Raw genomic sequence first — 17,015 nt, forward strand, 5'->3', positions numbered from 1 at the left:
TACAAGATCCGCAAAGTTCCCGCTACCATGCTCAAATCCGTCGGGCCAATGACGAACAAGGAAAACAGCGGTATCAGCTTGTGGATTGTGGCAGTTCCAATGGTACTTTTGTTGGCGGACAAAGACTAGCGGCTCAGGAACCTTTTTGGCTAACGAGTGGTTGCGAAATTGCGATCGGCGACCAAAAATGGACGTTTCAAGGTTCGTAAGGGGGAGGATTTTGGGGATTAAATTCATGGTCGAGCACTTTTTCAAATACGGGTATTTTGTGATACTAGATTTTACAATCTGTACTTAGACAATTTGTGTCGATATTGAGGTTTTCAGTAATTATTAAAATGGGAGGATGATAGCTAGATAGACAATTAGATGATGCTGAAAATCAATAAATCCGTTGATTTGTACATTGGGATGCTCCAAATCTCTGCTTTTAATTCATAAATTATCTGCGGTCATGCGAGAGCCCCTGCAAAATTGGGATGCTCCCGAAACAGCCATGCCTTGGGGGTAGGGGCGGTTAGGGGGAGGTAGCCCAATTCCCAATGCCCAATTCCCCATACTTCCAAGTAGGATTCTCTAACCAACCCTAGGGGGGATATCTCCACAAACGTTTCGAGGGAGAATCTGTAAAGATTGAAAATATAAGTAGAGGACAACCCCATGAACTTTTCTATACAATCTGTTTACAACTGGTACCGCGACACCATCCGTAACCCCAAGTACCGTTGGTGGATTATTTTGGGAACCCTAGCATATCTCGTAAGCCCGATCGACATTGCCCCGGATTTCCTGCCGGTGGTTGGACAAATTGACGATGTGGCGATCGCCGTGCTACTGATTTCCGAAATTTCCCAAATGTCGATCGACTATTTTAAATCCCGCCAAGCTCAGACAAATTCCACATCTGAAGCCACCGGCAGCCCTTCTGAAGCTAAAACCAGCACCGTTGATGTCGATGCAGTTTCCGTACAATAACTGCGAAAAATAATTCCTGTTAGAGCCCTGGCTTGGCAAAAAAGTCGGGGCTCTTGCTATTGTGTAGTCCTGGACGCCTGATATCAATTCCGGTTGTATCGGAATGATTTAACCGCGAAGGCGCTAAGGACGCGAAGGAAGAGAAGAGAGAGTTCAATACAGGACGATGAAGAGAGGATTTTATAGGAGTTTTTTGATGCTGCTCAGACAGTGCTCCAAACCTGCTAATTTTAACAATGGTAAATCCCTGTTAAGCACAAATTTTTATAGATGAAATTTAGCCAAGTCGTAGAAAAACTGAATTTAGCCAGCAGTCGCACACTCACAGCGTCGGTGGCTACCGATCCTGAAATTACTGGCGCCGCCCCAGTTGATGAAGCTGCGTCGGACAAAATCAGTTATATAGAAGGTGCGAAATTTGCCTCCCATGCAGCCTCGACAAATGCTTCTGCCTTAATTTTGCCCTTAGATGAAAGCCTCCAGGCTGAATGTGACGATCGCCACATTGCTTGGATAGCCGCACCCGATCCGCGACTGCTGTTTGCTCAAACCATCGCCCTGTTTTATCAACCGTTTCGCCCAACCTCAGAAATCCATTCCTCTGCCACCATTCACCCCACAGCACAAATTGGTGAAAATGTCTATATAGGCCCCCACGCCGTCATTCAACCTGGAGTGAAAATTGGCAGCAATGTTTGCATTCATCCCAATGTGGTAATTTACCCAGATGCGGAAATAGGCTCTGGCACTGTTTTACACGCTAACTGTGTGATTCACGAACGTACTCGCATTGGGGCAAATTGCGTGATTCATAGCGGTGCGGCGATCGGGAGCGAAGGTTTTGGGTTCGTGCCGACAGGGACAGGGTGGGTGAAAATGGAGCAGTCTGGCTGCACTGTTTTGGAAGATGGCGTTGAGGTGGGTTGCAATAGCACCATTGACAGACCGGCTGTTGGAGAAACCCGCATTGGTCAAAATACCAAGATTGACAATCTAGTACACGTCGGTCATGGCTGTCAAGTTGGGAAAAATTGCGCCTTTGCTGCTCATGTTGGCATGGCTGGTGGGGTCAAAATTGGCAATAATGTGATTTTGGCTGGTCAAGTCGGGATTGCTAATCAAGCTAAAATTGGAGATGGGGCGATCGCCACAGCGAAAGCTGGAATTCATAGTGATGTGGCACCAGGGGCGATCGTGACTGGTGTGCCGGCAATTCCCCACAAACTATTTCTCAAAGCCGCCGCTGTCTACAACCGCCTCCCAGAAATGTACCAATCTTTGAAGCAAATTCAGCGCAAGCTCGATCGATAGTCAGTTGACTGTTGACTGTTGTCAGTTGACTGTTGACTGTTGTCATTCTGGCTTAACTACCTTTTTATTTCTTAGTCTTGGAGTGGACTTTGTTTGACTATTAAGCGATTTCAACCGCCGAATGATAAAGGGAGTGGCTTTTTATTTCCAATGGCGGACTTGCTTATTGACCTAAAAATCATATAATTTGTCAAATTAAGAAAATATTTTTGGATTCACACCTAGGAGTTAACACGAAAAATGTACATCGTACAAATTGCCTCGGAATGCGCCCCCGTCATCAAAGCAGGAGGCTTGGGCGACGTAGTTTATGGTTTGAGTCGGGAGTTGCAGAATTCTGGCCATGCAGTGGAGATTATTCTACCCAAGTACGACTGCATGAGGTATGACCACATTTGGGGATTGCACGATGCCTATCGGGATCTCCAAGTCCCTTGGTACGGTGGCGAAATCCTCTGTGATGTTTTTTGTGGCTGGGTGCACGGCCAGTTATGTTTTTTCATTGAACCTCGTTCTCAAGATAACTTTTTTAACCGTGGCTGTTATTACGGTTGCAATGATGACAATATGCGGTTTGCTTTCTTCAGCAAAGCTGCTTTAGAATTTTTACTCAGAGCTAACAAACGCCCTGATATTATTCACTGTCACGACTGGCAAACTGGTTTGGTGCCTGTCATGTTATTTGAAATTTACAAATATAATTGGATGGAAAATCAGCGAGTCTGCTATACCATTCACAATTTCAAACATCAAGGTATGGGTGGTAGCGAAATTCTGCAAGCAACGGGTTTGAATAGAGAGGATTATTATTTTCAGTACGATCGCCTCCAAGATAATTTTAACCCTTTTGCTATCAACTTTATGAAAGGTGGCATTGTTTACTCTAACTTTGTGACCACGGTATCGCCACACCACGCTTGGGAAGCTCATGTGGGTGAGTTTGGCTACGGTTTAGGCCACACTTTGCATTTATATCAAGATAAGTTCCGTGGAGTGCTCAACGGTATTGATTATGATGTGTGGAATCCAGAAAGCGATCGCTACATTCCTCACCACTACACCCAGGAAGATTTGGCGGGAAAAGCTAAAACTAAACAGGCTTTACGCGAGCGACTTTTGCTGCGAGATGCTGACAAGCCAATCATTACCTTTATTGGTCGTTTAGATGATCAAAAAGGCGTTCATCTCGTCCACCATGCCCTTTACTATGCTCTCAATAAAGGAGCACAATTTGTGCTTCTAGGTTCGGCTACAGAAGCGGGAATTAATGCGCATTTCCAGCACGAAAAATGGTTTTTAAATGACAATCCAGACTGCCATTTGGAACTCGGATTTAATGAGGAACTTTCCCACTTAATTTATGGGGGTGCGGATCTAATTGTGGTTCCCAGCAATTACGAACCCTGTGGGCTGACTCAGATGATCGGGTTGAGGTATGGGACAGTGCCTGTGGTGCGGGGAGTTGGAGGTTTGGTGAATACTGTGTTCGATCGCGATTACGATACCAACCATCTCCCAGAAGTACGCAACGGCTATGTATTCTACCAAAGCGACTACTATGCTCTAGAATCAGCATTGGATCGGGCGATCGGCTTATGGTATGACTACCACGATGAATTTGAAAAACTGGTGGTTCAAGGCATGAATTGTGATAATTCGTGGAAATATCCAGCTAAAGATTATGTAGAAATTTACGAGCTAATTAGACATAAATAATTTAAGTTATTGGTTATTGGTTATTGGTTATTGCCAATTTTTAACCATTAACCGCTAACTATTAATTCTAGTGTTGGATGCACGTCGAGGCAGCCAATACTGCTTCTTTATGCACAATTCTGGAATGCTTTAACCGCAGAGGACGCAGAGGACACAGAGGAAGAGAAGAGAGATATGGTTTTGAGTTAAAAGGCTTGGGTGGAAAGTACGAATCTAGATTGTAGGGTTTCCTTGCCTGTCGTAGCTAGTGGCGATCGCACAAAATAAAAGTATAGAAATTCAACGGCTGGTTTTCACCCGCCATTACACAAAATGAACTCACAACTAGAACAACAAGTAACTATTCTACAAGAAGAAACAGCCGCAGTCGCCGATACGACAAACACAACAGTTGAAACTCCTTTATTCACTTCAGGTTTTTCAACTGAGGAAAAAGTCAGAGTTGAAGAGTTTAAGATTAGTGGCGAGTCTTTAAGAGCGAGAATCAAAGAATTAGTTCAACAAGGAAAACTCCGCCGCCTCGTCATCAAAAACTCCCAAGGGCGGACTCTGGCAGACATTCCGCTGATGGCGGGATTGGTGGGTAGCGTCGCAGGGGCGATAGTATTTCCAGTTGCTGCTGCACTGGCGACGGTGGGAGTATTTGTCGCTCATTTGACTATCGCTGTCGAGCGGCAAGAGTAGTATGCCAGAGGGCGGGTTTGTTACTCGTTACCAGGCTCTTCCTGGTAACAAGTTAAGCCTGTATGCCAGTTGTCAAGGGGATTTCAGAAGAGGTCTCAAAGAAAAATTGGTTCAGACCTCGCTGTCGATCGGGGAACGGTGGAACAATTAATATCGTTTCCGGTAGCATCGGAATTATATCGTTAGTTATTTGTTTATGGAGAATAGCGGGCTCGAACCGCTGACCCCTACAATGCCATCGTAGTGCTCTACCAACTGAGCTAATTCCCCTTTTGTTTCGCGCTTTTCATAATGCCTTAACTTACCGATGTTTGTCAAGCTTTTTTGCAAAATGAATTTTTTATCCTTGACTGACAAGGTTTATAGCCTTTTTTTTAACGCCTCCTGGCTTCATGGCAATTTTCCATCTGTACTATAGATTAGTATGTGTGTTGAGATATTTCGGTCAAATGACTCAAACAAGACCCCATCAGGAAGTAGACCACTACCAAGGCTGCTGCTGAAGCCGCAACTAGGGTGCCGGCTAGCATTAGTGAAAATTCTCGTTGTGCGATCGCCTCCTGCATTAAGTGCAAAGACCACGCAACTAGAGCAACATCAATTATTAAAATAGAAACCAGCATAAGTTACGTTTTGTAACAGCTCACCCATTGTAACAAAACTTTTGGCTGCGTGCCGATAAGCTAATACGCATTTAACTATTGCTGTTAAACGCACAGGGAGCAGCGAAAACAACGCGAAAAAAAATATAGCTTTTTTTAATAATTACAATATGCAAACTAAATGAGAGCTAGCTCAGCTTTTTTGGGTGTTTCTAGCGGAAAAAGGTCGATCGCCCTTTTTTTCTCCGACCAAGGTGCGATCGCCAATCCTAGCGACGCACCCCTGTGAGTATTTGCTGTGGTGCGTCGCCACTGAATTCCTACCCGTAGTCATCATCGCGGAGGGCGACGCACCCATGTGCGGAATTAATTTCCTATTAGTCTTTGAGGCTCAATTTTCGGTCTTTGCCAAACCAGAAACCACAGGTGCGATCGCATTTAATTTCAACACCGGATGTTCCCCTTCCACCTGCTGACAATTCCACTCATTTCTAAACAGTAAAACAGGCCTTCCCCAACTATCCTTAACCGTCACCGTATTAAACAGCCGCCCCACTTTTGCCAGGGCATCCCAACCACCATCAACCCAGCGAGCAACACTATAAGGCAACATATCGATGCTGGTTTCTACATTATATTCAGACTGCATTCTGAACTGCACCACCTCAAATTGCAACTGTCCCACAGCCGCTAGAATTGGCTCCCGTTTTGACTCATCAACCGAATACATAATTTGCACCGCGCCTTCTTCCTGCAACTCCGAAATACCCTTACGAAACTGCTTGAATTTAGAAGGATTGGGATTTCTCAAATAAGCAAAAAGTTCCGGTGAAAAACAGGGAATCCCTTCATATTCTAGCTTTTGACCAGTGTAAATCGTATCGCCGATCGCAAAAACTCCCGGATTATTCAAACCAATCACATCCCCAGGATAAGCAACATCGATGGACTCCCGATCCTGAGCAAATAATTTTTGAGGTCTTGACAAACGCACCGTTTTACCACTGCGAGCGTGAGTCACATTCATGTCCTTTTCAAACTTACCCGTACACACCCGAATAAACGCCACGCGATCGCGGTGTCTGGGGTCCATGTTTGCTTGCAATTTAAACACAAACCCAGTAAAATCTTCATAGGTTGGCGGAAGTTCTCCAGCGCTGCTTTTGCGGGCATTCGGTTTCAGAGCATAGTCTAAAAACGCATCTAAAAACAGCTCAACCCCAAAATTACTCATCGCACTGCCAAAGAAAACAGGGGTCATTTTTCCAGCAGCAACTAAGTCTAAATCTAGCTCATCCCATAATTCATCCAGCAGTTCCAAATCATCTTTAAATTGATAATAAAGATCCGACTCCAAAAGTTCTTCAATACGCGGATCGCCCAAGTCAATCACCGTATCGACAGCAGCGAGAGAACCATGTTGAGTGCGCTCGAACAAGTGAATTTTACGTTGGCGGCGGTCAAAAACACCTTTAAAGCGATCGCCCGTACCGATTGGCCAATTCACCGGATAAGTCTGCAAGCCCAATTCTCGCTCAATTTCGTCCAACAAATTTAAAGGTTCTCTGCTAGGGCGATCGAGCTTATTAAAGAATGTAAATATAGGCAGACTGCGCAGCTTACAAACTTCAAATAACTTCCGAGTTTGCGGTTCCAAACCCTTAGCCGCATCCTCCAACATCACCGCATTATCCGCCGCCGCCAGAGTCCGATAAGTATCTTCACTAAAATCTTGGTGTCCCGGAGTATCCAGCAGATTAATGTGATATTTTTTATACTCAAACTGCAATACAGTAGAGGTAATCGAAATTCCCCGCTGCTGTTCCATTTCCATCCAGTCAGAAGTAGCGTGTCGCTGAGTTCGACGGGCTTTCACAGAACCAGCTTCATGAATAGCACCTCCGTAAAGCAGCAACTTTTCTGTCAGAGTAGTTTTACCCGCGTCGGGGTGTGAGATAATGGCAAAGTTGCGTCGGCGCTCAACAGCAGTTTGCAGTTCGGTTTCAAGTTCTGTGGTCATCCGGTTATAGATTTTAGATTTTAGATTTGAGATTAATCCCACGGCTCAATCCGCGGTTTGTTACCCCTTGGTTTTCGGCGACCGCAAATAAGGTAGGGGAATCATCACCAGACTGCCATTATAGCCTGTGCTAAATTTATGATTAAAGGTAAACTTATCATAAATTCAACAGAAAAGTAATATGTACGACTCCGACAAGCGGAAGCTGCTATCACTACTGTGCCACGGCGCAATTTTTTTGAGTACGTTATTGTTTTCCATCGGAGTGCCGATCGCTGTATTATTAGTATCGGATGACCCCGTTGTCAAAGATAACGCCAAAGAAGCCATCAATTTTCACCTGAATGTCTGGCTCTACAGCAGCATTATTGCGGTGTTAACTATCATTACTTTTGGTCTAGCCGGGTTTGTCCTGATACCCCTAGGTTATCTGGTACATTGGGGACTGACAATTTTTGCGATTCTCCACGTTTTACAAAATCCCAACCTACCTTACCGCTACCCGTTTATTTTCCGCTTAGTTTAAAGCGAATTTGAGATCGCCGACTTCTTGAAAAAATCGGGTATTTGCTGCTGAGACATCTCCTAAAAACATAGTGAAGAACAGGCTGTTTTGCCTACCCCACCATCATAGGAGATGTCTATTAGACATCTCCTAAAAACCAGTCTGGGGGAGGATGCTTATCCCACCAGCAGGATGGGAGATATCTATTAGCAATTCCCCCGTACCAAGTCAAAATTATCGCAACTCAGCAACTTGAGCAGTATCCGGTAAAGACAGAACCGCTTCTTTAGCATTCAACTTTTGATTCAATTCGCGAATCCGGCGCGACAGCAAACGGATAATATTCACAGCAATTCCCGGTGTTTCATCAATAGCGTCATAGAGCTGCATTTGAGTCAACATCAAACACTCGCAAGGTTCAAGAGCCGTAATAGAAGCCGATCGCGGTTCCGCATCAAATAGCGACATTTCACCAAAACAAGCACCAGCTTTTAACTGTGCCAAATCCCGATCGCCAATGTGAACCCGCACCGTTCCCGATACCAAAATATAGAGCGATCGACCTTCCTGTCCTTCCGTAAAAATTGTGTGTTTAGAAGGAAAAGAAAGTTCATCCATTACCGATGCTAGACGCACGAGAAAATCATCCCGCAGTTCCTTAAAAATTGGAACCGCCCTCACAAATAATAGGCGTTCAACGCTGGTTAACATAGTGCAATGCAGTGATTGATTTAAACTTAAAAATGAGAAGAATAAAAACTGTTGACTGTTGACTGTTGACTGTTGACTAACAACTGCCAACTGCCAACTACCAACTGCCAATTGACCAATATTACCTTCTTCCTCCAGCGCCCAACTGGGTCATCATCTCTTCGACTTGACCTGATACTAGACGATCGGGGTCATTTTGCAGCCTCGGTAGCAATTCCAGCAAAGCCCTGGGCGAGGCTATTTTCAAATAGGCTAACACTGCTTCCCGCACAAAACCTGTAGGATGGCGCAGACAGACCAAAGTTTGTTGAGCGGTGAGAGTCCAGCGGGCTTCCCTAGCCAAATGAAAACAACAAGCCAATGTCCAATCCGAAAGGAAGTGACGCAATTCTAGCAAGCGCCGCAAACGATCGCTAGGAGCTAAGGGTTTGTACACCATCAATTCCGAGAGATTGCTCAGTTTTTCTCTTTCCGAATGCTGATCCAATAGGTTGATGAGCGCTCGCTTACTGGCTATATCAACAGTATTGTCCAAAATTTCCAATCCCCTAGCAACCAGAGAAGGTAGACCAGAAGCGATATTAAAAGCCGCCGCTTGCACAGTATCTAGCGGATACAGAAACTTCATCAGCAAGAAACACCGATCTCTAGCATCAGCCTCTAAACCCGCCAGGGCACGCCTCAACAATTGAGCCGTATCCGCCGCAGGTTCCGAGCCGCTGTTGACATCTTCCATGGACAAGTTGGCGTAGGTTGTGACCCCAGACAAATCCACCATACCTGCGTAAATTTGACCGATAAACATTAACTCCTGTTCAATGAGAGTTTCGACCCCACTGCGTCCGATGCGGTCTAGAACCCCTTCTATCCCCGTTTCTGAGGGCATTTTCAACAAAATGCGGAGGATATTGCGCCTGGTCGTTCCCCAAGCAGTGATTAAATTACCAACCAGAATGTCTATCGCCTCTACAGTCCCAATTTGACCCAAAGCCGTCCAGGCCTGCAACCTCACCAAATCCGATTTGTGGATATCTTCTGCTAAATGAACCAGTAGCGGAATCGCATCATTGTGAAGTTTGACTATCGCCCCCAAAGCAGATTCCCTGGTCGATTTGTAACCTAGTCCGCGGATCAGAGAAGGATAATACTCTTCCGAATGAGTAGCAGAAATCACATCCAACAGAGCGCACCGCACCCGCAAAGATTCATCTTGCAACAGATTCGGTATATACAAACGCAGTCCTTGGAGATAGTCAGCCTCTCCCAGAGCCCGCGTCCCCATCACACGTTCCCGCTCTTGCTTGTGAGTCAGCATTTGTCGCAGAGTATTAGTAGCTTCTGCTTTTTGCTGGCGATCGCCCCTTCTCATAATTAAAGCAGCAGCAGTCCCCCGAACTACCGGGTCCACAGTCGGCTGCAAATACGATCGCAAACTGTCGATATTCGGTTCTGCATCTGTCAGCCAGATGTACCGTAGGGCCAAAGCCAGCACTTCCGGGGGCAGGGATTGGTCGCTCAGGTTACGAACAGCCTCCAAATATGCAGGGTTCGGGTGTTGCAGCATCGTTTCCAGGCTTTGGCGCTGCAAGGATGGCGGCAACGATTCCAGAATCGGCGCCAAGACTTCACCAACATTTTTGGGGTCAATTTGGGTCAACAGTTCTATACAAGAACGCTTGTCATCTTCCCCTCCCGGCTGTTCCAAAGTTTCTACTACTGCCCGTTTCAAGGCTTTCAAGTCCACGTCAGTGACACCCAAGCGTCCCCGTTCTGCACTTTTGACCAACAAACCGACGTATTGAGAACGGATCAGCCAGACCACGAACAGCCACACCAGCGACAGCAGAACGATGACAGCAATAAACACCAAGCTTTGCTCGTCATGAAATTGATTTTCGCTTTCGTGAGGCAGTATGTAATTTGTCACCCACAGTAGAATCAGGATGCCGACTCCAGTCACTCCGCAGGACAAAGGTTCGCCAACACCGTTGACCAAAGTTTGAATTCCCGATCGAATATTATCCGGGATTGGTTGGAACAATACCGGACTCACCGTTTCCAACAGCGTGTAGTGCAGCAGTTCGTCTAGAAACCTCAGAAATACCAGTCCGATAAAAACTGGTACTAAGTTTCCCAAAGAAACTCCCAGAGTCAGCACTCCCAGTATCGCTATCCCCGCGGGTAGAATCATCGCTGTGACGAATACTCCAATTCTTTCCACCAAGCGGCTGGATGCAAACCACTGAGTCCCCACTTGAAACAACCCTTGAATCCCTTCATAAATGCCCAGGAAGCTAGCTATCCAACTAGCCCCATCCCCTGGGTTTTGGTATTCTAGCTGGCTATAAAATTGGAAATCTACTAAGACGTAGAGGACTTCTGCCAGTACGAAAAAGCTAACTAGAGGTATGGCGTATTTTTGCAGCGGGCCTGTAACTTTGCGGGCGGTAAATTCTTGATTGTCGTCTTCGTCTTCGTCATCTGTCCAATGGGCTGTTTCTGGGAATGCTTGGCGGTATTTTTCCGTGAGGTAATACAGCAATATCGAGCCTGTGGCAACCATTAACCCCGATACCAGGGTCACATTTTTCAAACCCACTACGTGCAGCAACACCGGTAGAGAAAATCCGCTGACTACTCCAGCTACTAAATAGCCACTGCTGACGAGGGGATAGGTGCGTTTAATTTCTCTGATGTTGAAGAGTTGGTTGGATGTGATGGAAGTATTGAGGTCATTGAGCACATAACAAGCTTCCACCCACAGCCACATCAGGAATATTGTAATGAAGGCGATGCTAATTCCAGCTATCTTAATATCTTCGTAGCCGATGCCGAATCGAAACAGGAATAGCGGTACCGACATCATTCCCAGAACGACTACCACGGTGCGCCGCAAGGGCAGGATTTTTTGCAGCCAGGAGTAGACAAAGCCTAAACCAGAACCGATGAAGGCGCTGGCTATGTAAATCCAGGGCATTTTGTCGGCACCAAATTCGTCTAGAAACAGACCTACTGTGCTGAGTTCCAGCCAGATTAGCCCTACGGAAGTTAAACTGTAGACAAGGAACATCAGTGCGGTTCGCTCTACTTCTTCCGATCGCAGGTTTAGCGATCGAAGCATCCCTTGTCTGACACCCCCTGAACCGCTGATTTGAAAATTGTCCATGCAGCGTTGATTTCCCTCTGTGGTAGCTTATTCCTGACGAACTTCCCAAGTCATCAGCTATCAGTCACCAGTTTATAACTAATGACTGATTGACACTCCACTGTCAACTGTCAACTCTGAGGGCGGGCACTCACAGACACCGCCCCTAGCAATAGTCAACAGTCAACTGTCAACTGTCAACTGTCAACTATTTATACTTTCTTCGGCGACAGCAGCATCATCATACTACGTCCCTCTTTTTTCGGGGCTTGCTGCACTTCGGCAATTTCTTGCAAATCCGTGGCCATGCGTTTGAGCAAGTCCTCTGCTAGGTTACTATGTTGGATTTCCCGACCTCTGAACATGATCGTGGCTTTTACTTTGTCCCCAGATTTGATAAAGCGGTCTGCTAGTTTGAGGCGCACTTGATAATCGTGTTCTTCAATTTTGTAGCGCATCTTCACTTCCTTGACATCGGCAGTGTGCTGCTTCCGCTTTGCTTCGCGTGCTTTTTTCTCTTGCTCGAATTTGTACTTCCCGTAGTCCATCACCCGGCATACCGGCGGGTCAGCTTTGTCGCTGACAAGTACGAGGTCGAGTTCTTTTTCCTCAGCGAGGCGCAGTGCTTCTGAGGGAGTCAATATCCCTAGTTGCGCGCCATCGGTATCGATCACCCGGATTTTGGGGTATCGAATGTTTTCATTAATCTGGGGGAGGTTACGATTTTGTCTTCTTTCAATCACAGGCATGAATTGTTGTGCAAGCAATAGTTTAATAGTGAGGCTTTCGATACTTTTTTGCTAACTTTTGCTAACAAATTTATTAGTTGAGATCAGTTCTCAACCAAGGCGTATCAACCGATGTCAGCAGAAAAATCTCGCAAACACCATTGATCTAATTGATCTATAACATAGGAGGCCCGTCAAGGACTCCAGAAGGAGTAACGCCTGAAGCCCCTTGCTTTTGGGCAGGGGTAAACATTATACTTGCCATTCTACTCAGTCTGGTTGAGTTTCTGCTTAGTTTTATTTTAACTTCACACGCGCGACTCCCGCTTGCCCCTGAAGCATGACACCATGGTCAATAATTTAGGGTAAAACCTCCAGAACTAACTAAAACCCCTTTACCTCTCCTCTCTGGCCATGGGCTTGAGCAAGTCCCCTATTCCTTCAATTTGGCCTGTAGAATAGGTATTGTTGATTGTAAATTTATGTTGCGAGAGTAGACAAAATTGACAAATTCTCTTCACTGGCACCAACGGGTTGGCACTCAAAGAGACTGGGTATGGCGTGGTTGGCAAACTCGCTATACTTATTTGCGTTCCTCTCGTTCCCCTTCGCAGCCAAATCAAGGCACGATCGCCATGGCCGATTCCACCACGCCAATAATTTTACTGCACGGGTTTGGGGCTTCCATCGGCCATTGGCGACACAATCTCGCAGCCCTCGCCGAATCTCACACAGTTTACGCCTTGGATTTGTTGGGGTTTGGAGCTTCCCAAAAAGCACCCCTGAATTACTCTGTATCTGTATGGGTCGATCAAGTTTATGACTTTTGGTTGACTTTTGTCCGAAAGCCGGTAATTTTGGTGGGAAATTCCATCGGTTCCCTGATTTGTCTCGCCGCGGCGGCCGCTCACCCCGATATGGTGGCTGGCATCGTGATGATTAGCCTCCCAGACCCCTCTGTACGAGCCGAGGCCGTGCCGTCGTGGCTGTTACCCGCGATCGAACTTGTCGAAAGTATCTTTGTTTCCCCCCTCATACTCAGGCCCCTGTTCTACCTAGTCCGCAAGCCTTCTTTTGTGCGTCGCTGGGCCGCCTTTGCCTATTCTGGCCCCGATGCCATCACCGATGAATTAGTAGATATTCTCTCCGGCCCGGCTGGCGATCGAGGTTCCGCCAGAGCCTTCTGTGCTTTATTTAAAGCTGTGGGTAGTTCACAGTTCGGACCTAGTGTCAAGAGTGTGTTACGAAACTTAAAAATTCCGATGTTATTAATTTGGGGTCGGCAAGACCGGATGATTCCCCCCCAGTTTGCGAAGCCTCATAAATTTGTCGAATGCAGCCCCAATTATGTAGAGTTAGTGGAATTAGATAATGCTGGCCACTGTCCCCAGGATGAATGCCCCGAACAAGTAAATCAAGAAATTTTGAACTGGATGGCCGGGAAGTTTGAACTTAAGCCAGTAGTCAGTGGTCAGTAGTCAGTGGTCATTAGTCAGTGGTCATTAGTCAGTGGTCATTAGTTAATATTCTGGGTCATGTAAGTTTTAAGCGAGGTGCATACTTTGCCAAGGTAGATCCTAATGGCACTAGCCAGACCAGCCCCAAATGCCAGTTGTCAATAATGGTGATATTCTATTTCACTGAGCCCGCGTCCCTCGATCGCATCCGATGCCTGAAATTGCTCCTTTGAATAACCGTAAAATTCTACCTTCTAACTTCTACCTTCGAGCTTCCAGAAATAGCTCGTTTTATACTGCCAAAAATAAATATGTTCCCTTGTACGGCAATCTTTCTATCAACTTTGGACCGATAGACCACCAGCCTGTCACAGGGCGACTATGTGCCAAAATCTGGCATTGGTGAGTCTCTTAAGCCATAAAAAAGTCAATTTAGCCCAAAACTGAGAAACGGCGATCGCCCCAATCATCATCTTTCAGCCAAATCCTGAAATACTTTGGGCAAAGCATCACCCTTCCAGATAAAGGCAGCAACGCAAACGAGGAAAAACTGTCGTGAAATTCCACTGGCTACTACCGAGTTTCTTAGGTGTATTTTTGCTCACCGGAGCCGCCCAAGCAGCAAGACTGCAATCTTGGCGGTTTGATGCTTCACAGAACCGGCTTTACATTACAACCGATGGGGGAGTACAACCCAAGGCTCAACTGATATTCAACCCAACCCGATTGGTGATCGATTTACCAGGGACCAGTCTGGGCCGTCAATCCCTAAATCAGCCCTTCTCAGGGGCGATCGAATCCGTGCGTTTAGGGCAGTTTGACGACGATACCACCAGAATAGTGGTTGAGTTAAAAGACGGATTTACGATCGACCCTGCTCAAGTAAAATTTCGAGGTCTTTCTCCCAGCGAGTGGACAGTGGATTTGCCAACGCCAACACGAGCCGAAAATCCCAATTCCAGTTCCGAATTGGGTGGCGAAAGATTGTCCGTTGAGCCATCTGCAACCGCACAAAATTCCGCTGAAACGACTGTAGTTCAGAACGTTCAGGTAACAGCAGACGGTTTTTTAGTCCGCACCGTAGGTGGCCGCCCCCAAATTAACTTTCAACAAAGTCGCGCAGGGGACATCGCCACCCTAGATATTGAAGGCGCAACTCTCGCTCCTGGCCTTAACAGCCAACAGCCCCAGACTAACGGCAAACACGGCGTAGAACGGATTGAAGTCCGGCAACTGCCAACAGATCCCCCCGTTACCCGCGTCACTTTGCGGATGAATAGTTCTAACACACAGTGGCGAGCATCTGTAACCAGTTTGGGCTCCATTGCCCTAGTACCTGCGGGTGCAAGGACACCCACCACCCCTCGCCGGCTGACGGTAGACCCTCCTGTTCGCTCCTATCCTAGTATGCAGCCACCAGTCGATCGAACACGCAACCCCCAGCCGTTGCCCAGAACCATCACCGGATCTACCGATTTGCCCCCTGTTTCTAACCGCCGCTCAGTAGTAGTCCTCGATCCTGGCCACGGAGGTCGCGATCCCGGTGCTGTAGGGATTGGCGGAATTCAGGAAAAGGACATCGTTTTGGATATCTCCTTTCAAGTAGCCCGCATCCTGGAACAGCAAGGGGTACAAGCGGTGATGAGTAGAACTGACGACAGCGAGATTGACCTGGAACCAAGAGTTTCTTTGGCCGAGCGACTAAATGCTACTTTATTCGTGAGCATTCACGCCAATGCCATTAACATGAGTCGGCCGGATGTGAGCGGGATTGAAACGTACTATTTCGACAATGGACTAGATTTGGCCAGGACTATTCACACCAGTATTTTGCAGGGGACGGGGGCAGATGACCGCCGAGTGCGACAGGCTAGGTTTTATGTTCTCAGAAAGACTACTATGCCTTCTGTATTGCTGGAAGTTGGGTTTGTGACTGGTGCGGAGGATGCTGCCAAGCTTTCCGATCCAGCTTACCGCAGTCAAATGGCTGCTTCGATCGCCCGTGGCATTTTGCTGTATCTTCAGCAAAGATAATATATTGGCGGAGAGAGGGTAATTGGTAATTGGTTATTAGTTATTGGTAATTGGTTATTAGTTATTGGTTATTGGTAGCAACTGCCAACTAACAACTGCCAACTGCCAACTAACAACTAACAACTGCCAACTGCCAACTAACAACTAACAACTGCCAACTGCCAACTAACCCTTCGACTACGCTCAGGGCACAGCAACTGCCAACTGCCAACTAACTACTAATAATTAACCAATGACAACAGACTCTGGACAACAAAGAATCGGTATTTTTGATAGCGGGGTAGGTGGTTTAACTGTCTTGAGGGAGTTGTACCGACAATTACCCAAGGAATCAATACTTTATTTTGGAGACACGGCGAGGGTTCCCTATGGCACTCGTACTGCTGCGGAGATTGTGCAGTTTGTGCGGGAAATTATGACTTGGCTGGTGGAACAGGATGTCAAAATGGTGATTATGGCCTGCAACACCAGTTCGGCTTTGGCGATGGAAATGGTGCAGGCTGAGTTTGATATTCCGGTGCTGGGAGTAATTCTGCCGGGGGCCCAGGCTGCGGTACAGCAAGGGAAGCGGATTGGAGTCATCGCCACTCCTGCTACGGCGGCTAGCAATGCTTATCGCAATGCGATTTTGGAAATGGAAAATTCTTGCCGAGTGTGGCAAGTTAGCTGTCCGGCTTTTGTGCCACTGGTGGAGCAAAACCGCATTTACGATCCTTACACTACTGAGGTAGCGCGGGAATATTTAGCTCCTTTGATTCAGCAGCGTATCGATACGCTGATTTACGGCTGCACTCATTATCCGCTGTTGGCTCCAGTGTTGCGATCGCTTTTACCTGCTGGGGTCAATTTAATCGATCCGGCGGTGCGGGTAGTGGCTGCTGCTGCTCAGGAATTAGAGCTTTTAGGGCTGCGGAATTCAGGTACTGCTTTGCCTACTCGTTTTTGCGTCAGTGGCCAGCCAGAGCAGTTTGCCGAAGTGTCTGTGCAGTGGCTAGGCTGTACTCCTGCGGTGGAGAAAATTGTACTGCCGACGGTGGTGCGATCGACGGTATCGATCGTCGAATCGGTGGAATAAACTCCATCCCATCTCATAAGCAGTCCCCTCCCGTTAACCTTCAGTATAACGG

General features: G+C 46.8%; 14 protein-coding genes and 1 tRNA gene. 9 read left to right on the forward strand and 6 right to left on the reverse strand.

All coding sequences use genetic code 11. The features are described 5' to 3' along the window. The 5 genes from AAFP11_RS12655 to AAFP11_RS12675 form a co-directional block, all read left to right on the forward strand. A partial coding sequence (locus AAFP11_RS12655; RefSeq protein ID WP_341737396.1) for an FHA domain-containing protein occupies window positions 1-209 on the forward strand: 209 nt, incomplete at its 5' end. A gap of 451 nt (window positions 210-660) precedes the next feature. Further along, window positions 661-975, forward strand: a complete 315-nt coding sequence (locus tag AAFP11_RS12660; protein WP_341737397.1) for a YkvA family protein — start codon at window positions 661-663, stop codon at window positions 973-975. A gap of 270 nt (window positions 976-1,245) precedes the next feature. After that, the gene (lpxD, locus tag AAFP11_RS12665) at window positions 1,246-2,286 is read left to right on the forward strand and encodes a UDP-3-O-(3-hydroxymyristoyl)glucosamine N-acyltransferase (RefSeq protein WP_341737398.1); all 1,041 of its coding nucleotides are present in this window, start codon (window positions 1,246-1,248) and stop codon (window positions 2,284-2,286) included. Between the two features lie 240 nt (window positions 2,287-2,526). Beyond that, window positions 2,527-4,002 carry a glycogen synthase GlgA gene (gene glgA / locus AAFP11_RS12670; RefSeq protein ID WP_341737399.1) on the forward strand — a complete coding sequence of 492 codons (1,476 nt, stop codon included), beginning with the start codon at window positions 2,527-2,529 and terminating at the stop codon, window positions 4,000-4,002. Between the two features lie 312 nt (window positions 4,003-4,314). Next, window positions 4,315-4,686, forward strand: a complete 372-nt coding sequence (locus AAFP11_RS12675; RefSeq protein WP_341737400.1) for a DUF4342 domain-containing protein — start codon at window positions 4,315-4,317, stop codon at window positions 4,684-4,686. 197 nt (window positions 4,687-4,883) lie between these two features. Here AAFP11_RS12675 and AAFP11_RS12680 read toward each other — a convergent pair. The 3 genes from AAFP11_RS12680 to prfC form a co-directional block, all read right to left on the reverse strand. Further along, window positions 4,884-4,956, reverse strand: a tRNA-Ala gene (locus AAFP11_RS12680). Window positions 4,957-5,105: 149 nt separating this feature from the next. Next, a complete protein-coding gene (locus tag AAFP11_RS12685) occupies window positions 5,106-5,309 on the reverse strand; it encodes a hypothetical protein (protein ID WP_333443750.1) in 204 nt (67 codons plus the stop codon). A 370-nt stretch (window positions 5,310-5,679) separates the two neighbouring features. Continuing rightward, entirely contained in the window at window positions 5,680-7,308 is a 1,629-nt protein-coding gene (gene prfC, locus AAFP11_RS12690) for a peptide chain release factor 3 (RefSeq protein ID WP_341737401.1), read from the reverse strand. 181 nt (window positions 7,309-7,489) lie between these two features. On the opposite strand from prfC, the gene AAFP11_RS12695 reads away from it, so the two are divergent. Then, window positions 7,490-7,834 (forward strand): DUF4870 domain-containing protein, encoded by a 345-nt coding sequence (locus tag AAFP11_RS12695; RefSeq protein WP_341737402.1) that lies wholly within the window; start codon window positions 7,490-7,492, stop codon window positions 7,832-7,834. A gap of 213 nt (window positions 7,835-8,047) precedes the next feature. Here the strand turns inward: AAFP11_RS12695 and AAFP11_RS12700 are convergent, their stop codons facing one another. From AAFP11_RS12700 to infC, 3 genes are all read right to left on the reverse strand, one after another. Beyond that, window positions 8,048-8,524 (reverse strand): cyclic nucleotide-binding domain-containing protein, encoded by a 477-nt coding sequence (locus AAFP11_RS12700; RefSeq protein ID WP_341737403.1) that lies wholly within the window; start codon window positions 8,522-8,524, stop codon window positions 8,048-8,050. A 121-nt stretch (window positions 8,525-8,645) separates the two neighbouring features. After that, window positions 8,646-11,690 (reverse strand): HEAT repeat domain-containing protein, encoded by a 3,045-nt coding sequence (locus AAFP11_RS12705; protein WP_341737404.1) that lies wholly within the window; start codon window positions 11,688-11,690, stop codon window positions 8,646-8,648. A gap of 191 nt (window positions 11,691-11,881) precedes the next feature. Continuing rightward, the gene (infC, locus tag AAFP11_RS12710; RefSeq protein ID WP_236508115.1) at window positions 11,882-12,418 is read right to left on the reverse strand and encodes a translation initiation factor IF-3; all 537 of its coding nucleotides are present in this window, start codon (window positions 12,416-12,418) and stop codon (window positions 11,882-11,884) included. 482 nt (window positions 12,419-12,900) lie between these two features. On the opposite strand from infC, the gene AAFP11_RS12715 reads away from it, so the two are divergent. The 3 genes from AAFP11_RS12715 to murI all read left to right on the forward strand — a co-directional run bounded on the left by AAFP11_RS12715 (window position 12,901) and on the right by murI (window position 16,963). Continuing rightward, window positions 12,901-13,875, forward strand: a complete 975-nt coding sequence (locus tag AAFP11_RS12715) for an alpha/beta fold hydrolase (protein ID WP_341737405.1) — start codon at window positions 12,901-12,903, stop codon at window positions 13,873-13,875. Between the two features lie 534 nt (window positions 13,876-14,409). Further along, complete coding sequence (locus tag AAFP11_RS12720; protein WP_341737406.1) at window positions 14,410-15,888, forward strand: N-acetylmuramoyl-L-alanine amidase; 1,479 nt, start codon at window positions 14,410-14,412, stop codon at window positions 15,886-15,888. A 232-nt stretch (window positions 15,889-16,120) separates the two neighbouring features. Next, window positions 16,121-16,963 carry a glutamate racemase gene (gene murI, locus AAFP11_RS12725; RefSeq protein WP_340526117.1) on the forward strand — a complete coding sequence of 281 codons (843 nt, stop codon included), beginning with the start codon at window positions 16,121-16,123 and terminating at the stop codon, window positions 16,961-16,963. Window positions 16,964-17,015: the final 52 nt, after the last annotated feature.

The sequence above is a fragment of the Microcoleus sp. CAWBG640 genome, assembly GCF_020883015.1.
Taxonomy (GTDB): domain Bacteria; phylum Cyanobacteriota; class Cyanobacteriia; order Cyanobacteriales; family Microcoleaceae; genus Microcoleus; species Microcoleus anatoxicus.

Coding starts and splice junctions, on each gene's coding strand:
- AAFP11_RS12685 (WP_333443750.1), bottom strand. CDS start 5,309: ATGCTGGTTTCTATTTTAATAATTGATGTTGCTCTAGTTGCGTGGTCT.
- infC (WP_236508115.1), bottom strand. CDS start 12,418: ATGCCTGTGATTGAAAGAAGACAAAATCGTAACCTCCCCCAGATTAAT.
- murI (WP_340526117.1), top strand. CDS start 16,121: ATGACAACAGACTCTGGACAACAAAGAATCGGTATTTTTGATAGCGGG.
- AAFP11_RS12700 (WP_341737403.1), bottom strand. CDS start 8,524: ATGTTAACCAGCGTTGAACGCCTATTATTTGTGAGGGCGGTTCCAATT.
- AAFP11_RS12675 (WP_341737400.1), top strand. CDS start 4,315: ATGAACTCACAACTAGAACAACAAGTAACTATTCTACAAGAAGAAACA.
- glgA (WP_341737399.1), top strand. CDS start 2,527: ATGTACATCGTACAAATTGCCTCGGAATGCGCCCCCGTCATCAAAGCA.
- lpxD (WP_341737398.1), top strand. CDS start 1,246: ATGAAATTTAGCCAAGTCGTAGAAAAACTGAATTTAGCCAGCAGTCGC.
- prfC (WP_341737401.1), bottom strand. CDS start 7,308: ATGACCACAGAACTTGAAACCGAACTGCAAACTGCTGTTGAGCGCCGA.
- AAFP11_RS12695 (WP_341737402.1), top strand. CDS start 7,490: ATGTACGACTCCGACAAGCGGAAGCTGCTATCACTACTGTGCCACGGC.
- AAFP11_RS12660 (WP_341737397.1), top strand. CDS start 661: ATGAACTTTTCTATACAATCTGTTTACAACTGGTACCGCGACACCATC.
- AAFP11_RS12705 (WP_341737404.1), bottom strand. CDS start 11,690: ATGGACAATTTTCAAATCAGCGGTTCAGGGGGTGTCAGACAAGGGATG.